Below are 18,555 nucleotides of genomic sequence, written 5' to 3'. Positions count from 1 at the left end.
ATTAAAAAGCGTATTTCACTGTTACGCCAAACTGTCGTCCATTGCCAATTTGGTAGTACGGCTCGTTAAATGCGTATTCGTCGCGTGGATCGTTGCTAAACCCACCAAAGCCTCTGGTGTAATATTCACGGTCAAACGCATTTTGCACCCACAAAGACGTTTGCCAATTCCCTGATAGCATCACAACTTCTGAATTAAACAGTGCTGTACTCGGTGCAGTTACATCATGTCCGTCAGAGAATCGATACTCACTCTTAAAGTCCATATCAACACGCCACAATAAAGTATCGGTGAAGGCATACTCACTGAATACATTAGCAGTCCACTTAGGCGCTTGCGCTTGTCGCTGCTCTCGTATTTCTGTGCCATCTGCTAGGGTATACCCTTCAAATGTAGCACTTAAATACCCCACGCTGACACTGACCTGCCACGCATCATTGGCTAACCAATTAAGCTCTAGTTCTGCACCTTTATTTGTACCTAAGTCTGCGTTATCAATAATATCAACAAATCCAGCAGTACCATCATCACGAGTAATAACATCAAAGTCGCTAACTTGTGTGTCGGTTCTATCCATGAAGAATACTGCGGCGCGTGCAGTAAGGTTTGATGTTAAGAGTGGCCCCTTCACACCTAACTCGTAGTTCCAGTTGTACTCTTCGTCGAAGAAACGCTGGTCGTCGTTCACACGATTATCAGGGTTAAATCCAGCCCCTTTGAAGCCACGCGACACACTAGCATAGTAAAAATGGTCACCCATTGTGTATTGGAGAGCCACCTTACCGCCTAACATTGTGGTATCAAAATCACGTGTTAGCCCGTTATTGTCGGCAAATTCAAAATCGTAGTTTTCTGCGCGAATTCCCGCAACCAAGGTAAGATTATCTTGTAGCTGTGTTTCGGTTTGAAGATACAAAGCCGTTGTTGTTGGCGTGTATTCACTAGCATAGTCGTTACTAAGGTACGTGTACTGACGCAATAATTGCTCTTGTGAGTTTTTGTAGAACGCCCCTACTGTCCAGTCAGTTTTCCCATCAAATAGTGCCGCTTCAGGTGAGGATACAAATCGTATTTCTCCTGTTTGGGTGTCTACATCGCGATAGTAGGCGTCAAATGATGTATAGCCCCACGGGTGAAAACCTGTGAACGTCCAATCTTCGTCATAGCCATATGCAATATTATGGGAAGCATGCGTAGCAATCAGAATAAGATCGCCTTTGGCAGTGCGTGTTGTACTGCGGGCGCTTATCGCATGTGTCTGATGTTCGTCAAAACCTGGCTCATCAGAACGGGTTTTGTTGTCATTATCTAAAGAAAATGCATCGTACCCATTATCGATGTCGTACCAACGATAAGTTACCGCCAATGTGGTGGTATCGTCTAATTCACCTTCCAATGCAAAGCGCAGAGCAGTTTCATCAATATTATTGGTGTCATCGCGATTTAAAAAGGTATTTTCAACAAATCCGTCACTGCGATTGTGTACTAGCGCAACGCGATAACCCCAATCTTGATTAATATCGTTACCCGTTGCACCTTCAATACGGTAACTACCTTTGTTTCCAGCGCGCGCCTCAACATAGCTTGGCGCGTTACTGCCTACTTCATTACTAGTTAGTTTTACAGCCCCTGCTAGCGCACCAGTACCGTATAAAGTAGCTTGCGGGCCGCGATAGACTTCTAACTGTTTGGTGTCAAAAATAATGCCTGCTGCCGCCAGACCAGAAAAATCAAATTCATCGACAATAAAACTAACCGACGGATTGATGGGCTCAGCAAACTGACTGCGCTCACCAATACCACGAATTTGAACGAAGCGACCGCGAGACGCACCTGCGGCAAAGTTAACATTGGGAACTGTATTAAGTACGCTATCGATGTGGGAAGGCTGTCTACTGCGTAAACGCGCTTCGCCTAAAATAGTTGCGCTTGCGCTCAATTGGTCAAGTGTAGTCTGACGAAAGTCACCCGTTACCACAACGCGTTCGATATCTTGTGCTTGCTCGCTAACTTCATTGGTATTTTGAGCATAAGCAGCCACTGAACTGGCGAGTAAAGAAAGAGTGAAAAATGATTTGTACATGGGATCTCTTGTTCTTGTTTTAAGAAAAAAGATCCGGCTTTAACGGCAGGTGATAAGGCTATATTGTGAACCATCCCTACGCCGGTATTATCCGGATCAGGTTTAAGGGTTCCCACACAATGTGGATCTCAGACCGAAATACGGACACCCCTTGGCATATGTAAGTACATACTTAAGCGTATGGCTTACCAACTAGGCGGAGTCTACCAGTTGGGTAAACGCCGTCAAGCGAAGATAACGTTAAGTACTATTTAATAAATATCTATGTTATTCAAACTTAACTTTCTTCAATATTCAGGTTGAGTTTTCTAACCTCGTCATCGGTTTGTGCTTTAAGTCCTTCCAGCGTTTTGCCGTGCGCGGTGGGCTGACGGGTTTCTGGGTCTACTTTTACAAACACAATATCATCAGCAAAACAGATTGTTTTCTTCGTTGCCTTATTACGCACCAAACAGCTTACGGTAATAGACGTGCGACCAACCGCTTTTGTCTCAAGCCCAAACTCAACAATATCCCCCTGCAATGCCGGAGACTCAAAACTTATTTCACCTATATGCTTGGTCACCAAACAGTTGGTTTCAAGCTGGCAAATTGCCCAAATTGCGGCTTCTTCGTCAATCCATTCCAACGCGCGGCCACCAAATAAGGAGTTGGCATAATTGAGATCATTTGGCATAACTAAACGCCGAGAAAGAAAGCGCATTCGAATTCCTCTTAATAAATCGCTACTATAGTCACTTAATTATACCGAAAAAACACTTTCATGGCGTTACAACAATTAGCCGATTGGTTATTTACTCCTTTTCTCGAATACGCTCACGGCACTACGCCTCGTTATCACAGACGTATACTCGTGATAAGCGGTACAGAGTCATTTTGCGATTCGTCTTGCTATGCATTAATTGCATTAGCCCCACAATCAATAACCATTGCGCAATTTGGCGATAGCAAGACCCGAAAGCATGTACTTGGCACTGAGTGTGATATTGCATTTTTTGATTGCCAAAAATCGTTTTCCGCTGGAGATATGATGGCAGTAGCGGGCACCATTAAACACGGTGGTTGCCTTGTTCTGATTTGCCCCGACCTAAAGCAATGGGCTAGCAAAGTTAAAACGTCCTCTTTATCCCACGGCTATACGCTAACCTACAGTAGCTATATAGCGCGCATGGTGGAAAAACTTAAGAGTAATGCTGATGTAGCAATTTACAGCGATTCACAGTTACATCTTCCGACACTGCGCCAGCCTCTCATACCCGCGCTAGATAACTGTCACTATGATAAGCAGATTTTTGCATCTGACGAGCAAGCGCGTGGATTTAATGAATTGACCACATTTGACCAATCAAAACCTTGTCGAGCTCTTGTTACAGCACCACGCGGTAGGGGAAAATCATCGCTACTTGGGATTGTTGCCAGTGAATTGGTGCGCCAAGGAAAGCGTATTTTACTTACCAGTAGCTTATCTGATAACGTCGCCCAAATATTTAAATTCGCGAACAAGCAACTTGGCGTGGCGTATATTGGCAATCATCACATTCACTGTAACCAAGGTGAACTTAAATGGGTCGCTCCTGATAACGAACAACTGACGGCTCAATTGTCACAGCATACTGACTTCATCATTGTTGATGAAGCCGCTTCTTTTCCCCTCCCCTTACTCAAAACTATAATCGGCTCTCATCAAAATTGGATTTTAAGCACTACATTGCAAGGCTATGAAGGCAGTGGTAACGGGTTTGTACAAAAACTATTGCCTACGCTGCTTTCCTCTAAAGCAGAAGACTCTGAAGGAAAAGACTCAGAAGGAAAAGGCCCAGATACGGAAGGCAACGCCCCCTTGCCTAAGCATATTAAACTGACAACACCACTGCGATGGTACGATGAAGATCCAATTGAACAATTTATATTAGACACATGTTTGTTTGAAAAATCAGGGAGCAATCACGTTCAACAAGAATACAGTGAACGAATCAGCGTTAATATCAGCGATACCACCTTTACATTGAGCGAAGTTAAGTCACTAAACGACGATATGCTATGCCAAGTAATGCAATTGCTTACATTAGCCCACTATCAAACCACACCAGATGACTTGATGCGTCTTGTCGATAGCCCTGACATTCAACTTGCCACGTTAACTTACTCAAATAGCGTTATTGCTGCGGCTATTATTAACGTAGAAGGTGGAAAACCATTTGCTTCACTCGCTCAGCAAATTGCTACTGGTGAGCGCAGACCTAAAGGGCACTTGAGCGCCCAAAGACTGGCCTTGTTGGCCGCAGATGCTTCCTTAGCTACATTAAAATACTGGCGTATAAACCGTATCGCCGTGTCCCCCGCCTTGCAAAGCAAGGGGTATGGCTCTTTTTTACTAAGCGAAATAAAAAGCTGCGCAAATCAACACGCTATTGATGCACTGACAACATCGTACGGAACCACCACTGCCCTAGACAGTTTTTGGACTAATAATGGCTTTAGCATTGTCGATAAAGGGAGAAAACCGAACAAAGCAAGCGGAGAAACGAGTGCGTTAGCCTTTTGTGCCATGACTGAAGCGGCCAACCAATCACTAAAGCTCTTGATGAGTTTATTTAAATGGCAAAAAGATAGAATTGATATAGCAACAGTACCCGAGGAGATTCAGGCTATATTAATGAAAAAACTACAGCATTTTGTTGCTGGGAGCCGCCCTCTTGATGATGTATGGCTAATACTCACACTTCTCTTTGCTGCACTCAAAGACAACGAAAACGCATTTTTTGGTCATGCCATTAACCAGAAGAAAAAAGGGTCTTTACGCTATTTAAATAACAATGATGTGCTCACTGCAATGAGTAGTCATGAAATCAACATAGCGCAACTTAAGAGACAACTTAACGCCAATGGCATCAAAGACATTACACGTATACTGCGCGAAGAAATAAAGCTGTTATTTATGTAGCCTAGACGACTGAATGGTAATGGCTTGCACTGCGTTGTACCAACACGCTTTACGGTGGGTAAAATGCTGTTCTCACCGTATTTTTCACTGAATTGAAAGCAATAAAAAAGCCTCCTAAAGGAGGCTTTTCTTTCGCTAATGCGCGGAATTAAATGCTAATACCACGGTTCTTCGCTTTTTCCTTGATGTAAGGTTCCCACGCAGCAGCATTGCGGCGTAGTGAGCGGTCTTTCTTAGCTTCCTGTACATGTCTGTAAGCAGACTTGAAGTTACCCGCATAGAAATTCGCTTCCATAAGTGTGAAGTGAATCTTCTCTGGGTCTTCAGCGCCGCGCTCAAGAGCATTTTCAAGTGCTTTGATTGCGCCTTTGTAGTCTTCAGCCACTAACAATAGTGTACCTTGCTTGCGGTAATGCTCTGGGTCAGAACTTTTCGCTGCTGCACGTGCGTACATGTTCGCAGCTGTTTTGTAGTTCTTCGCCTGGTGATATGCGTTTGCAATATTCGCTAGCATATCTGCATCATCTTTAAGCAAACCTTCTTTCATATGCTTTTCAAGCAGTTTAGCTGCTTTATAAGGCATACCGTTAGTTTGATAAAGCTGTGCAAGCGTTTTAATTTCACTGTCTTTTTTCAAGTAATCTTGCATATAAGCAAGTTCAAACGTTGAAAGACCTTTCTTGTAATCTTCTACAAGTAGGTAGAAGAAACCAAGTTGAGTCCACCAGTTAGGTGTTTCAGGAAATTTACGTACAAGTTCTTCTGCTACTGCAACCGTCTCAGGGAACATCTTACGCTCGTAGTACGAAGTAAGCTTTAGTACATACGGGTTTTTGTTTGGCTCTTCGTACAAAGCAATTGCTTTATCCGCTGGCTCTACAATCTTCGCTAATTGCTTAGATTCATAGTAAGCCTGTGCCAAACGCGTATATACATCAGCGTCTTCTTTACAAGTGAATGTCATCCACTCGTTATACCACTTAATCGCGTCAGTGTACTTATTCTCTTGCATGCTTAAGTCACCAAGTAACTTAAGTGTTTGAGAATGTTCTAAGTCGTTAAGAACTTTAGGCTGAACTGAGTCTTCAAGGTAGCCATACGCTTTTAAGCCTTGGCCTTCTTGAGAAGCCAAAAGGTTACCAATAAAGCGTTTAACGTAAGCTTTATCGAAATCGTCCGACGGATCGATTTCATATAATACGTTTAGTGCTTCGGTAACTTGGTCTTCGTTGTAGAACTCAAATGCTTTTTGAACCTTTTTACCGGTACGCTCGCCTACAAGCGTTGTTTTACCCTTTTGATATCCAGGACAAACAACAGGCGAAGACTGCGCCAGTGCAACGGGTGCTGAAAGCACCGCGCCTGCACCAAGCACTAAAGCAACGGCTGTCATTTTGAATGAACGTTTCATCATGATCTATTGCTCCAGTTTAAAGTCTAGCTGTACGAACATGCCAGGTTGTTTAACCGGCTTGCCATCTACGATCTTAGGCTTATATTTCCATTTACGCAAAGCACGACGTGCTTCACGGTCGAAAATACGCTTAGGTTCAGCATCAATAACTTCGATATCGTCTACACCACCAACTTCGTTGATAGTGAATGACAGTCTTACCCAACCTTCACGGCCGTCACGGGCTGCATCAGGCGGATATTTCGGGTCGATACGAACGATAGGTGTAGCATCACCATCGCGCTGCATTGCACCAACACCACCAATGTTTACACCAACACCACCTGTATCTACAGCAGGAATAGCTAGGCTAAAACCATCTGCATCAGGTTCTGCTGCTTCCGGCTCAACTTGCTCCATTTTTGGAGGCTGAGGCGGTGGCGGCGGAGGCGGAGGCGGAACACGAGTACGCGTTTGCGTCTGGTCGTCTGGTTCCTGCATTACAATATCGATCACCGGTGCAGGCGGAACTTCGTCTGCTGGTCTAGATGAGTTCTCAATCAACTTTGCCATTAGAACGAACAGGGCGAATGCAACACCAGCACCTAAAAATATAGATACAATTATACGTAACATCTTATCCCCTTGCCGCTACCGAGACTCGGTTAACGCCAGCGGCTTTAACCTGATCCATAATCTCAACTACTAAACCATGCTTCGCTTTAACATCAGCTTGAATGATTACGTAGTCAGTAGGCTGCTCGGTAAGCAGTCTTTCAATATTCGCTCTTACGCTGTCCGGCGCTACTTCACGTTTATCTAACCAAACATTTCCATCTTCCGTTACGGCGATAAAGATGTTTGCATTTTTGTGAAGAATCGCCTGGCTCGCATCTGGCTTGTTAACTTCAATCCCTGCTTCTTTAACGAAAACAGTGGTAACGATAAAGAAGATAAGCATGATAAACACGATGTCCAACATGGGCGTCATGTCGATCTGTGCATCTTCTTCCTCGGTTCTGACTTTTCGAGCCATAATCTCTCTCTCTAATGATGTGGCAGGCTATCAACTAGCCCTTCTCTTGCCAGCTTCACTTTCGCTTCAAGACGTGAACTGATGAACAGTCCAGATAGCGCAGCAACCATTCCCGCCATCGTCGGGATTGTTGCCATAGAGATACCAGCGGCCATAAGACGAGCGTTGCTGGTGCCCTGTGTTGCCATAGTCTCGAAAACACCGATCATACCGGTTACTGTTCCCAGTAGCCCGATTAGTGGACACATTGCAATAATGGTTCTAATAATCAGCATTCTAGCGTTTAGGTCGTCTGACGCTTGAGAAATCCACGCGTCACGGATTCTATGCGCATACCATGAAGTGGTATCAGCTCGGGCATCCCAATTGGCGATGATGTTTTTCTTCACCTTTGGAAAGACCGAGGTTAAATACCAGTAACGCTCAATCATTAATACCCACATGAGAAAGAGCGCGGCAGCAACGAAGTAAAGTACGTCACCGCCGGTAGCGATAAAGTCCCTGACCGATTCAAATAATCCAATCAGGTAATTCATATTACGCCTTCTCCGACTCTGTGTGAGCAGCTACGATACCCGCAGTTTGCTCATCAAGAATGTGGATGATTGACTTGCTACGAGACGCTACGATGCTGTGAGTAAGGATTAGAGGCAGAGCCGCGATAATACCTTGAGCAGTAGTTACAAGCGCCATTGAGATACTTCCTGCCATCATACGTGGGTCACCAGTACCGAATAGTGTGATAGTTTGGAATGTCTCGATCATACCAAGTACTGTACCAAGTAGACCTAGTAGAGGAGCAATCGCTGCGAAGATCTTGATTACGTTGATACCGCTTTCGATACGTGGAAGTTCACGTAGGATAGCTTCATCAAGCTTAAGCTCAAGGTTTTCAGCGTCAGCATTTTTGTTCTCTTGGTAAACCTTAAGAATGCGACCTAGTGGGTTGCCTTCAGAAGGGTTACTTACGTTCTTAAGCTGTGAACGCATTTTGCCGCCAACGATAGTTAGCGTAATCATTTTGTAAAGACCGATTAGTAGACCAACCGCTAGCATTAGCGTGATTGTGTAACCTACTGGGCCACCTGCGTGATAACGCTCAGACATTGTCGCTTTCTGCTTCAATAGACCAAGGATCGCACCTTGAGAAGGGTCAGCGAAGAAAGGAGTGAAACCTGAAGTCGCTTCCATTAGGTCTTGAGTAGACGCAACGAAGTGACCATCTGGTTGACGACCTAGAGGCTGAACAATTTCACCTTCAGCGTCGTACGCTAGGTAACCTGCTTCACCAACAAGGTTAAATGTACCAACACGTAGTACTTCTTGTTGTGATGAACCACCGTCAAGATTTACAACTTCTGTAGTGAACTTAACTACTTCACCACCTTCAGTCATTTCTTTTTGAAGTGCGAACCATAGGTCTTCTAGTTCTTTAATGTTTGGAAGACCTTTAGAGTCTTCAGACATTGCAGCTAGGAATTCACCACGGCCAGGGAATTGTGCACTTACGATTGAAGTTGAGATACGACCAAACGCTTCAGAAGACGCTTGACGTACAACACCGAACATTTCACCAAGCGTACCTGTCGCTTGATCTAGCTCAGCTGCTTTTTCGTTCAATGTAACTTCGTTGTCAGAGAATTGCTTCTGTAGACGATCGCCACGCGCTTGTTCAGCTTTAAGGTCAGCTTGCGCTTTGCGAAGAAGTGCTTGTTTGTCAGCGCGTGCTGATTGGAATTCAGCTTCGCGTTGCTTGTCTAGACGTGCTTCAGAAACACGGTTTTGCTGTACTTGATCAAGAAGATCTTTAAGGCTCTTTGCTTCCTGAGCTTGTACTCCGGTTGCTGTAACCGCAACTGCTACCGCGGCTAAAAGAGTTTTGAATACTGGTTTCATTAACTATTACTCCGCTGCGCTAACTGGAATTTTAATTAGGTCCGCTGGGATTGAACCGTTAGCCATTTTAACTGCTTCGATTACTGAAGACAGGTACTCATCGCCTAGTTTTTCCCAAGAGCGAGTTTCATTATTCCAAACCCATGCGTGAGTTTGATCTAGTGAAAGTGCAGTAAGAGCTGTACGACCTAGGTTAAAGAAGTCAACAGTTACTTCTGTACCTGCGTCGTTGATTGTACCTTGGTAAGAGTTAATCTTCGTACCGTACTCAACTTCAACTAGGTATGCTTCTAGTACCTGACGGAACTGTTCAGAAACAGTAACGTTTGAGTTAGCCATGATGTCACGAAGACGCTCTACACGCGCAAGACGCTCTTCCAAGTGAATTGGACGGTCAAGCTTGATGAACTGCTCTAGGCTATCGATCATGCGGAACATAAGAGGAACGATGCCCTGCTTAGTTTCTTCGATGCTGTCGATTTGACGCTGAAGTGAATCGATACCGCGTTGTTGGTCTGCAACAAGGCTAGCGATGTAATCGTTGTAGATCTTAAGGTTTTCTGTCTCATCTACTGTTTGACGATACTCAACAAGTAGTTCCTGAGATTGCTCAAACAACGTGTTGATTTTTTCTTGAGATTTCGCTGCAGCCGCGTGGATTTTCGCTTCTTCTTTATGAAGATCTTCTAGCGTATCTGCAGAGACTGCGCTACCTGTTAGTGCGAATGCACCCATAACAGTAGAAGCAATAAGAGTTCTCTTGCTCATTTTGGACATAGTTCCCAACCAAATTTCTTATTTGAATCCTCGCCGATAGGAAAATATTCGGGCAAGGGGCGTATAAAACTTTCACAATTTTGTTTCAGGAATGCAGTACTAACGTCAATCGTCAGTACTACGAACGTAGTATACTCACACGGATTGGTATAACGAGTCAAGTAACAGGCTGTTTACACCATGTGGTTTTTAAATCAATTGATTAATATACCAACAAATAAGATTGTTAATTAATTACGTCACTCCAGTTTGATACTTAATCGATTAATTCAATTCCTCAACAAAAGCGCAACATTTAACAGTTGTGGCACTTGTAACTGTGAACCCTGTGGGTGCGCTTTCAACTAATAATAGCATCAAACGCAATAGTTAAACGGTTTCCTTCTCGTTCGGTAGGGAAAGTACCATGCCACGCATGTGAGGGAAATAGGACCAGTTTGCCATTTTCTGGCTTAACCGTTGTGAAATGGTCAATTTGGTAGAATGGTGTTTTATCTACTCTTCCTAAATGCAGGTGCCCACTTACATCGTGTTCGCTCAAGTCTTTCGGAACGTCCACGTAGAAAACACCACTCACCAGACCATTTGAGTGGTAATGCGGTACGTGATATCCATCAAACTTATTTAATACGGACCACGAACCGCTGAACTCAATCATTTCTGCAGTTAACGTGTTGTTATTTTCAACGCTGAGATATGACGCGTTTTCACTGATAAAATCGACAATCTGGTGTTTTATAAACGCCTCAAGCGCGTTGAGGTTGCTATTTTTCGTGGGGAATAAGTTTCCTCTCGTTTGCGTACCTCTTTGAACCGACTGATTAACTGGTGATGACAAATCACCGTGTAATGTTTCCAAATGTTCTCGAATAGCCGACAATGGTACTTCAGTCTCACTCACAGTTTTTTGCCACACTGCTTGTTGTAGCGCTGGCGCTATTGGTAATTCAAGTAGTCTGTCTACAATGTAGGCGTTCGACTTTACGATTTGCTGCATTGCAAAATTAAGTGGAGCGCTTTTCTTAACAGCTTCCAACTGCTGCGCTGCTAACGCTGTGTTCTTAAGCGTTAATGCAATTTCAGAAAGTTCTAGATTAATTTCTGCAATATTGCGCTGTGAAAACGGTTCAAGCACCGCCAAGGCGTCATCTGGTTTATTGTCTAATCGTAGCGCCTTTGCCTTTAATAACGCATAAATAGGTTGGTTATTTTCATCTGCCAACTGCTCAATGATGGTGATGGCTTTTGAATAGTCCTTTCCTTCAATTAATAAATTAATATAGGCAATACAGTGTGCAACAGAGTTCGCCTTTTGTTTTATTATTTGCTCAAACAAATTCAGCCACGTTGTTGTATTACCTAACTCAAACGACACCTTTGCATGATTAACTAATGATTCTACATAGTCTGGATTGAGTCGTATGGCCTTTTCGTAGTACACGAGTGCCTTTTGCAGTTCGCCATTATCTGAATACACATTGGCCAGGTTATGAAACACGGCAAAATGGTTTATTGATGAAGTCAATTTCTCAAGTAACGCTATAGCATCTGAGGGACGATTTAAAAAGCGAAGTGCAATTGCTTGTTCAATAATGAAAGTATCTTTTTTTAAGCGTTGATAGAGCTTATTTGAAATGGTTAACGTTATTTCCCACAACTGAGCTTGTTTTGCACTATGCAGTAACTGACTGAGCACCTTTTCGTCATTACCGTAACTCTGTTGACTATTGCTATAAATAGCACTTACTACACTTTTTACCGCATAGCGTCGCAATGTAAATTCTCGCAATAAAAAAAGCAGTTCATGAACATGTGAAGCGTTGAATAAAGTTTGTGGTGTAAATCGCGAAACTGTTTTACTCGCATTTTCAACATCGCCACTTTTAGCGTACGCGAAACTCAAACTAATGAGTAATCCAACATCATCTTTAAAACGAATAAGCGCCTGCGAAAGTCGAGAAATGGCTTTTTCAAATTGGGTAGTATTCACTTCGCAGAAGCTGGCTATTTTTACTAACTCGCTCGAGGGAAGATGCGTGGGAAAGGCTTTGTTTAAAAGTTTGAGTACATCGTGATATTGACCCGCCTTAAGAAGCTGGCCTATTTGATTTAGGTCATTCATTATTTTTTATTATTTCTAAGATGCTTTAGCGTTGTTCCTCACTGATACATTAGCAATATTCGCAATGAATAATAAGCGCTAATCGCTAATTCCTTGCTCTTCATCAAACGCGATCAAGCGCGGCTAGGTTCAAAAAACCGGGTTTATCTTTCACATTTATATTTACGCTAATGCGTAAAAGGAAACGACAGGCATAAAAAAAGCCAGCTTTTCAGCTGGCTTTTTAGATGCTTTAACTAATTTTTAAAAAATTAGAAAGAAAGCGTAACGTTAGTGAACAGGTAACGACCTAGTGTGTCGTAGAAGCCTGCTACAGTGTTAGCGTTAGTGCTTAGTGAACCACCAACCATTGGCGGCTCTTTATCAAGAACGTTGTTCACACCAGCAGATACTGCTAGGTAGTCGTTGATTTGGTAGCTACCAGTAAGGTCGAAGAACGAGTATGAAGATAGACCACCTTCACCTTCGAAGTCTACGTCACCGTAGTATCTCCAACGTGCGATTGCTGACCAATCGTCCATTGAGTAGTTAGCAGTCAACGTGTGACGCCACTTAGGCTGTGCGAAACACTGAACGCTTACAATACCAGAACAGTCATAGTCTAGAGAAGGATCAGATAGTAGTGGCTGATACGTCTTATCTAGGTTGTATGAACCAATTAGGTTTGTACGAAGTGTACCGCCTGCTAGGTCCATGCTGTAAGCCATATCAAGGTCAACACCAGCCCACTTACGACCACCTACGTTGTCAGAAAGGTTAGTGATGAACGCGTCTTGGCTAATCCACAAGCTACCAGCTGCACTACGGTTTACGTTGTCACAGAATTCGCCACGAGTTGCACACAATTGAAGAATTGTTTGCGCACCAACAGTACCGATAACTTCTTCCATGTCGATCTTCCAGTAGTCGATCGCGAAGTCGAAGTCTTCAAACGGAGATGCAACAAAACCGACTGTAAACGTATCAGCTTCTTCTGGGTCTAGGTTCGGATTACCACCAGAGAACTGGTTGTACTGGTTAGCAGGGTTAGCTGTGATTGAACCGTACTGAGCAGCAGTTACACCAGTAGCAGCACACTGTGCTTCTGAGTAAAGTACGCCACCGTCTTCACCAGAACCGTTAGCACAACCATCTACACCACCCCATAGGCCGATGCTCTGACCAGCGAATAGTTCGTTGATGTTTGGCGCACGGATAGCGCGGTTGAAGCTTGCACGGAATTTGTAATCTTCAGTGATAGCCCAGTCAGCCGCTACTTTATAAGTAGTTGCATTACCAGACGTTGTGTAATCAGAAATACGTAGTGCTAGGTCAACTGTTAGGTTTTCAACACCTGGCGCATCTTCAATCACTGGTAGGCTAATTTCTGTAAATACTTCGTTTACGTCGAATGAACCTACTAGGCTTTCAGTTGGACCACCTTGACCTACTAGTGAACCTTCTTGGTATACCGTATCAGAAACACGCTCGAAGTCAGTTTCACGACGCTCTAGACCAAATACTGCCGCAACTGGTGTATCGGCACCTGGTAGAGAGAAGTCGAATTCACCAGTAACGAAACCGTTATAGATGATTAGTGACGTGTTACCAGTAAGAACAGCAGTACCAGAAAGCTGGCCAGCCATTTCAGGTGTTACACCGTATGGCGTGTATACTTGGTACAACAAGCAATCGTCAGTACATTCTGTACCTACTTCACCTACACGAGGAGAAATTGAAGGTAGGAACAAATCGTTGATGTATGCAGAAGACGAGCTAGTTTGTGAGTACATGTAGCTTACGTCGTAAGACCACATATCGTTAATCACACCTTCAACACCAGTAACCATACGGAACGAGTTGTGCTCTAGGTTATCGGCACGAGGACCACCTTCAACGTTACGCTTACCGATGTAAGCTACGAATTGGTCTGCGTCAGTGTGACCAAATGCTGCCTGAAGCTGCGCTTTTTGCGCGTCAGAAAGAATTGGGTTGTTGTAATCGAATAGGTACTCAGCACCATAGAACGTACCAGACTCAGCAATTTGACCTGCTGTTCTGTCGTTCATGAAGTTAGTTTCCATGTATACGCGCGTGTCGTCGTTGATGTAGTAATCAACAAATGCACCAATAGTGAAACGCTCGTTTGGACGCATGAAGTGGTTAATTGGCGCGTAGTTGTAAAGGTTTGTACCATCGTACGGAGAGAAACTACCGTCTTCGTTCAAGCTCCAGAACAACTCATTACCGTAGTCAGGCGCACCGTCTACAATTGGGTAGAAGAATGAGTTAGGTAGTACTGCAGTAGATGAACCACCACATGATGTACCTGCTGCGTTCAATGCACATGATGAGTAATCACGCTCGCCTTGAAGCATTTCGTTGTTACGACGCCATGTACCGTAAACTGTCGCGTGACCTTTATCACCTGCGAAGTCGCCACCAGCAGTAACAGAGATATCATAAGACTCACCGCCAATACCGTTAGAACCTTCTGGGTAATCGAAACCACGATCATCCATAAGACCTTGGATGAATTCGTTATCGTTGTCGTGTTGGTAACCTGCAGCTGTAGCAGTGATTTCAAAACCAGTGAAATCAGTATCCATGATGAAGTTAACAACACCCGCTACCGCGTCAGCACCGTATGTAGTAGATGCACCACCAGTTAGAACGTCTACACGCTTAACAAGTGCTGCTGGAATTTGGTTAACGTCAGACGCTTGGCTGTATACACCACCTGGCTGAAGACGACGACCGTTTACTAGCACAAGTGTACGGTTTGGACCAAGACCACGAAGGTCAAGGTTAGCCACACCAGAAGCACCGTTAGCTTGGAAAGCGGTTTGCGCTGCTTCGATTTGTGGCAACGTGTTCATCACGTCTTCGATACGAGAGAAACCAGTTGACTCGATTACTGAAGCATCGATTGTTACAACAGGGCTGTTTGATTCTAAAGAAGCACGTTTAATACGTGAACCTGTAACAGAGATTTTCTCTACTGCTTCATCAGCTACCTGCTCGTCTTCTTGAGCAACAACTGAAGTCGCAGTCATAGACGCAGAAAGTGCGCCGAAGGCACAAGCCAGCTTAACTGACTTAGCCAATCTAGAGTTTGTAAACATGTATTGTCTCCCTGGACCACTAATAACTCTTAGTGTGTTTTTAATCGTTCGTTTTATTACGACTTGTTATAAGTAAGGACTAATCCTCATTAACGATAATAACCATATCACTGAGGGGGGGTCAACTGCGATCAGTCACACAGTTCTGTAAAAGTTCAATTTTTTTTCATTTAATTTCCGCAATATGTAACAAGAAAGTTACAAAACAGATAAAAACATGGAAATTTAGCGATAAAGCGCACAAAAATCATACAGCGCAGTGGGCGTAATGAGTGATTCTAGAGAATTTAGTGGACTAATACTGAATCGAGTGAAAAAAGAAAAGACTGCTCAAAAAGCAGACAAAAAAAGAGGCGATACACGCCCCTTTTAGTGAAAATGGAAAGACTACTAACTTAGCTTTACTTCTCTTAATTCTCGTCTTTTGACTCTTTTCCAGTAGCTTCTTTCTCTTTAAGATCTTTTATTGTCACTTGACCATTTGTCACTTGATATTGCTTATTAATACCCTGTAGCAGTTCAAGTTCATCAGCAGTGAATCTCACATTCAGTTTCGCTTTAGAGATCATACCTTCAGCCACGAAATTTTGTGTAGCAATTGGACCTGCAATATCCCCTCCCCTTTGCTCTACTCTCGCAGAATCAATAAGTGCGGCATTATTAAAAGAAACACCTGCAGCGTACACTCTATCATCACCGATAGTGGCCGCAGAAAAGTCTTTAATATCCATTTCTAAATCTTCAGCGGGTGTATTGGCGATATCAGAGTAGACCTCGTCATCAAGATAAGACAATAAATGGTCTTTAACCGCTTCCTGATTACCGTCAAAGAAGTCACTGTATCTATCGTAAAGTACCGATATGCGTCCATCATAGTAGGTACCTCTGTTAGAATTAACAAAGTCTGCGGCGGCTTTTTCTAACTGGCGCCAAATATCTTTGCCTCTAAATGCATGCGTTTGTATACTCGGTGCGCCAATAACCCCGCCAAAGAACCCGTAAATCACTTCTTCACGACCTTTGTATTTGTTCAACACAATGTCGTATTTGATATCGTTCAAACTAAGTGATTTACCTTCGATGTTGAGAACGTCGTCATTAAAGAAGTCAGACTTTTTCTCTTTTGAGAACTCTTTACCAATATCAACTTTCGGGTAGTCTTGTGCTATCTCTTTAAGCAAAGTGAAGTTGTAAAGGTTCAACCAATAGGCCAGTTGTTCATTACTGTTAAATTGGCTAAGCGAAACTTCTTGCGGCAATGCCTCAAGGCTCTCTTGAATGGCATATAAGGCTTCTACATATTTTGCGTTATCAAAATTGTCGAAATAAACACGGTTACCTTCTAATGCCGTCAGTCTATTTATGCGTTTTTTCATTCGGGTACCTGTATTACCCGAAGGGCGCGGCGCTTTCTCTCTGTTCGAGCGACCAACATCTAACACAGTAAGTGCTAAAAAGTCGTCAAGGTCGGTATAGCCAATTTCAAGTTCGCTACTTTGCGTTGAAGCTGCAAAGGTCTCGCTTAGTGATTCAGCGGCAAGTGTTTTAGTCATTGGCAACACTGTCATTGCCGCGACAAAGGTCAACGTGGTCAGTTTCGACATAATTAATTCCCTATTTCCCATCAACTTCTGTTGTTTTGCTTATTTTTTGTTTATGTATTGCCCAACCTGAAGCGCTATTAATCGTTTATTGGTAACTTATGCTTTGCACGTAACACGAGCATACTTCGCATGGAAAATAGGTCAGGTAAGCATTACACTTTAGTATAGTTACCATACCTTTTTACCAGTTGTCGGAAATTCAATCAAACTTTCAACGAGAATTTTTTTAGTACAGCAAAAGGCAGGCTAACATTTTATGTAACGCGTTGTTGAAGATAAAAGTTGAAAATAAGAAAGACAGAAACGAGACCGCTTCTGCCTTTTCCTTGCCCCATTATTTTTCTGCAGACGTTGCTTCACTTTCTGATAGGTCATTAACTGTAACTGCACTTCTGGCAGTATTATATTTGCGATTAATTTCCCTCAATACCTGGATATCATCTAACGAGAATCGAAGGTTGTCGAACCCTGTTGTTAGTACTGGATGTGTCGCCATTAGTGCAGCTCTATTATAGGATAAGCCCGCAGCGTAAACCCTGTCGTCAATGATTGCTGCTTTTGAAAAGTCAACAATATCCATGCTTAGTTCAGAGGGAGCAGCTTGCTCAATGCTTTCACGCATATCGTCCTCAATAAACTTGAGAATGTGAGCTTGAATTAATGCCGGTTTATTTTCGCCATTAAAAAAGTCGGCATAGCGTGCGTAAAGCGCTGACACTCTGCCATTGTAATATGTGCCTCTGTTTGAATTAACAAACTCTCGGCCTATGGACTTAAGTTGGCTTAGCACGTTCTTGCCAGTAAATGCCCTAGACTGCAAGCTGGGTCCGCCGATAACGCCGGTAAAGAAGCCATAAATAACGTTCTCATTACCTTTGAAATTATTAAGAACGATATCGTACTTAATGTCGTTAAGACTCAGCGCTTGCCCCTCAATGGTAAGCACATCTCGATTGAAAAAGTCAGAGTTCCTTTCATTGGCAAATTCGTATTTGATGTTTTCATCAGACTGGTTGTACGCCATCTCTCTTAATAGCGTCATATTGTACAAATTGAGCCAATACGCCAGTTGCTCATTTTTGTTGAACAATTTAAGAGGTGCTTTATCAGCCAATTCAGCCAAGCTTGCGGTTACATCATCGAGATGTTTTCGATAATTCTGTTTGTTAAAGTTTTCAAAATAAACACGATTACTTTCTAATGCTGTTAACCTGTTTATTCGTTTTTTAAGACGGGTTCCTGTACTGCCCAGCGGGCGCTCAGCAAGTTCCCGATTAGATGCGCCCATTTCTATTACAGAAATGTCGAGGACCGCATCGACATCAGGATACTGTATTTCAACATTACTGCTAGAGGTATATTGAGCGAATTGGGTGCTTGACGACGGCGTGGCATTAACCGTAGTAGCGGTAAAAACAGTGAGAATTGTTGCAAAAAACGCAGAGTAACGTGGCTTGTGAACTAAACGTTGCATATATGACTCCTTGTCTTGCACCAGCCACTATGGCTAGTGCATTCCACTTTAAGTTAGCACATGAACATTTTTTGTCCACCTAACACAAAATTACAACTTGCTTACTGAGTTTTACTAGAGCG

The 18,555-nt window shown here is 43.2% G+C and carries 13 protein-coding genes and 1 riboswitch; of the genes, 1 reads left to right on the top strand and 12 read right to left on the bottom strand.

Features of this window, described 5'->3' with window-relative positions; translation table 11 throughout:
- Position 1 precedes the first annotated feature (1 nt).
- A complete protein-coding gene (locus tag OZ660_RS05630; RefSeq protein WP_274742836.1) occupies positions 2-2,083 on the bottom strand; it encodes a TonB-dependent receptor in 2,082 nt (693 codons plus the stop codon).
- 56 nt (positions 2,084-2,139) lie between these two features.
- Positions 2,140-2,245, bottom strand: a riboswitch (TPP riboswitch).
- Between the two features lie 115 nt (positions 2,246-2,360).
- A complete protein-coding gene (locus OZ660_RS05625; RefSeq protein WP_159623377.1) occupies positions 2,361-2,786 on the bottom strand; it encodes an acyl-CoA thioesterase in 426 nt (141 codons plus the stop codon).
- Positions 2,787-2,846: 60 nt separating this feature from the next.
- Here OZ660_RS05625 and OZ660_RS05620 point away from each other — a divergent pair, with 60 nt between their 5' ends.
- Positions 2,847-5,027, top strand: coding sequence for a GNAT family N-acetyltransferase (locus tag OZ660_RS05620; protein ID WP_274742835.1), 2,181 nt, complete (start codon positions 2,847-2,849; stop codon positions 5,025-5,027).
- Between the two features lie 148 nt (positions 5,028-5,175).
- On the opposite strand, the gene OZ660_RS05615 is transcribed toward OZ660_RS05620, so the two are convergent.
- The 10 genes from OZ660_RS05615 to OZ660_RS05570 form a co-directional block, all read right to left on the bottom strand.
- Complete coding sequence (locus OZ660_RS05615) at positions 5,176-6,441, bottom strand: tetratricopeptide repeat protein (protein ID WP_202264304.1); 1,266 nt, start codon at positions 6,439-6,441, stop codon at positions 5,176-5,178.
- Positions 6,442-6,444: 3 nt separating this feature from the next.
- A complete protein-coding gene (locus OZ660_RS05610; RefSeq protein ID WP_159623383.1) occupies positions 6,445-7,056 on the bottom strand; it encodes an energy transducer TonB in 612 nt (203 codons plus the stop codon).
- A gap of 1 nt (position 7,057) precedes the next feature.
- Entirely contained in the window at positions 7,058-7,456 is a 399-nt protein-coding gene (locus OZ660_RS05605) for an ExbD/TolR family protein (RefSeq protein ID WP_012517737.1), read from the bottom strand.
- Between the two features lie 11 nt (positions 7,457-7,467).
- Positions 7,468-7,992: a MotA/TolQ/ExbB proton channel family protein gene (locus tag OZ660_RS05600; RefSeq protein WP_159623385.1), complete on the bottom strand. Its 525-nt coding sequence runs from the start codon at positions 7,990-7,992 to the stop codon at positions 7,468-7,470.
- A 1-nt stretch (position 7,993) separates the two neighbouring features.
- Complete coding sequence (locus tag OZ660_RS05595; RefSeq protein ID WP_159623387.1) at positions 7,994-9,352, bottom strand: MotA/TolQ/ExbB proton channel family protein; 1,359 nt, start codon at positions 9,350-9,352, stop codon at positions 7,994-7,996.
- 6 nt (positions 9,353-9,358) lie between these two features.
- Positions 9,359-10,120, bottom strand: coding sequence for a DUF3450 domain-containing protein (locus tag OZ660_RS05590; protein WP_159623389.1), 762 nt, complete (start codon positions 10,118-10,120; stop codon positions 9,359-9,361).
- Between the two features lie 349 nt (positions 10,121-10,469).
- Positions 10,470-12,251, bottom strand: a complete 1,782-nt coding sequence (locus tag OZ660_RS05585; RefSeq protein ID WP_274742834.1) for a tetratricopeptide repeat protein — start codon at positions 12,249-12,251, stop codon at positions 10,470-10,472.
- Positions 12,252-12,502: 251 nt separating this feature from the next.
- Positions 12,503-15,355 (bottom strand): TonB-dependent receptor domain-containing protein, encoded by a 2,853-nt coding sequence (locus OZ660_RS05580; protein WP_274742833.1) that lies wholly within the window; start codon positions 15,353-15,355, stop codon positions 12,503-12,505.
- Between the two features lie 410 nt (positions 15,356-15,765).
- Complete coding sequence (locus OZ660_RS05575) at positions 15,766-16,959, bottom strand: DUF547 domain-containing protein (protein WP_274742832.1); 1,194 nt, start codon at positions 16,957-16,959, stop codon at positions 15,766-15,768.
- 334 nt (positions 16,960-17,293) lie between these two features.
- Positions 17,294-18,433 (bottom strand): DUF547 domain-containing protein, encoded by a 1,140-nt coding sequence (locus OZ660_RS05570; RefSeq protein WP_274742831.1) that lies wholly within the window; start codon positions 18,431-18,433, stop codon positions 17,294-17,296.
- Positions 18,434-18,555: the final 122 nt, after the last annotated feature.

It is taken from the genome of Alteromonas sp. 009811495, from assembly GCF_028865455.1.
Taxonomy (GTDB): Bacteria; Pseudomonadota; Gammaproteobacteria; order Enterobacterales; family Alteromonadaceae; genus Alteromonas.
This window is presented reverse-complemented; position numbering and strand designations above follow the sequence as displayed.

What these genes read in the sequence shown, in the direction of transcription:
- OZ660_RS05630 (WP_274742836.1), bottom strand. Translation starts at nt 2,083, where the DNA reads ATGTACAAATCATTTTTCACTCTTTCTTTACTCGCCAGTTCAGTGGCT.
- OZ660_RS05625 (WP_159623377.1), bottom strand. Translation starts at nt 2,786, where the DNA reads ATGCGCTTTCTTTCTCGGCGTTTAGTTATGCCAAATGATCTCAATTAT.
- OZ660_RS05620 (WP_274742835.1), top strand. Translation starts at nt 2,847, where the DNA reads ATGGCGTTACAACAATTAGCCGATTGGTTATTTACTCCTTTTCTCGAA.
- OZ660_RS05615 (WP_202264304.1), bottom strand. Translation starts at nt 6,441, where the DNA reads ATGATGAAACGTTCATTCAAAATGACAGCCGTTGCTTTAGTGCTTGGT.
- OZ660_RS05610 (WP_159623383.1), bottom strand. Translation starts at nt 7,056, where the DNA reads ATGTTACGTATAATTGTATCTATATTTTTAGGTGCTGGTGTTGCATTC.
- OZ660_RS05605 (WP_012517737.1), bottom strand. Translation starts at nt 7,456, where the DNA reads ATGGCTCGAAAAGTCAGAACCGAGGAAGAAGATGCACAGATCGACATG.
- OZ660_RS05600 (WP_159623385.1), bottom strand. Translation starts at nt 7,992, where the DNA reads ATGAATTACCTGATTGGATTATTTGAATCGGTCAGGGACTTTATCGCT.
- OZ660_RS05595 (WP_159623387.1), bottom strand. Translation starts at nt 9,352, where the DNA reads ATGAAACCAGTATTCAAAACTCTTTTAGCCGCGGTAGCAGTTGCGGTT.
- OZ660_RS05590 (WP_159623389.1), bottom strand. Translation starts at nt 10,120, where the DNA reads ATGAGCAAGAGAACTCTTATTGCTTCTACTGTTATGGGTGCATTCGCA.
- OZ660_RS05585 (WP_274742834.1), bottom strand. Translation starts at nt 12,251, where the DNA reads ATGAATGACCTAAATCAAATAGGCCAGCTTCTTAAGGCGGGTCAATAT.
- OZ660_RS05580 (WP_274742833.1), bottom strand. Translation starts at nt 15,355, where the DNA reads ATGTTTACAAACTCTAGATTGGCTAAGTCAGTTAAGCTGGCTTGTGCC.
- OZ660_RS05575 (WP_274742832.1), bottom strand. Translation starts at nt 16,959, where the DNA reads ATGTCGAAACTGACCACGTTGACCTTTGTCGCGGCAATGACAGTGTTG.
- OZ660_RS05570 (WP_274742831.1), bottom strand. Translation starts at nt 18,433, where the DNA reads ATGCAACGTTTAGTTCACAAGCCACGTTACTCTGCGTTTTTTGCAACA.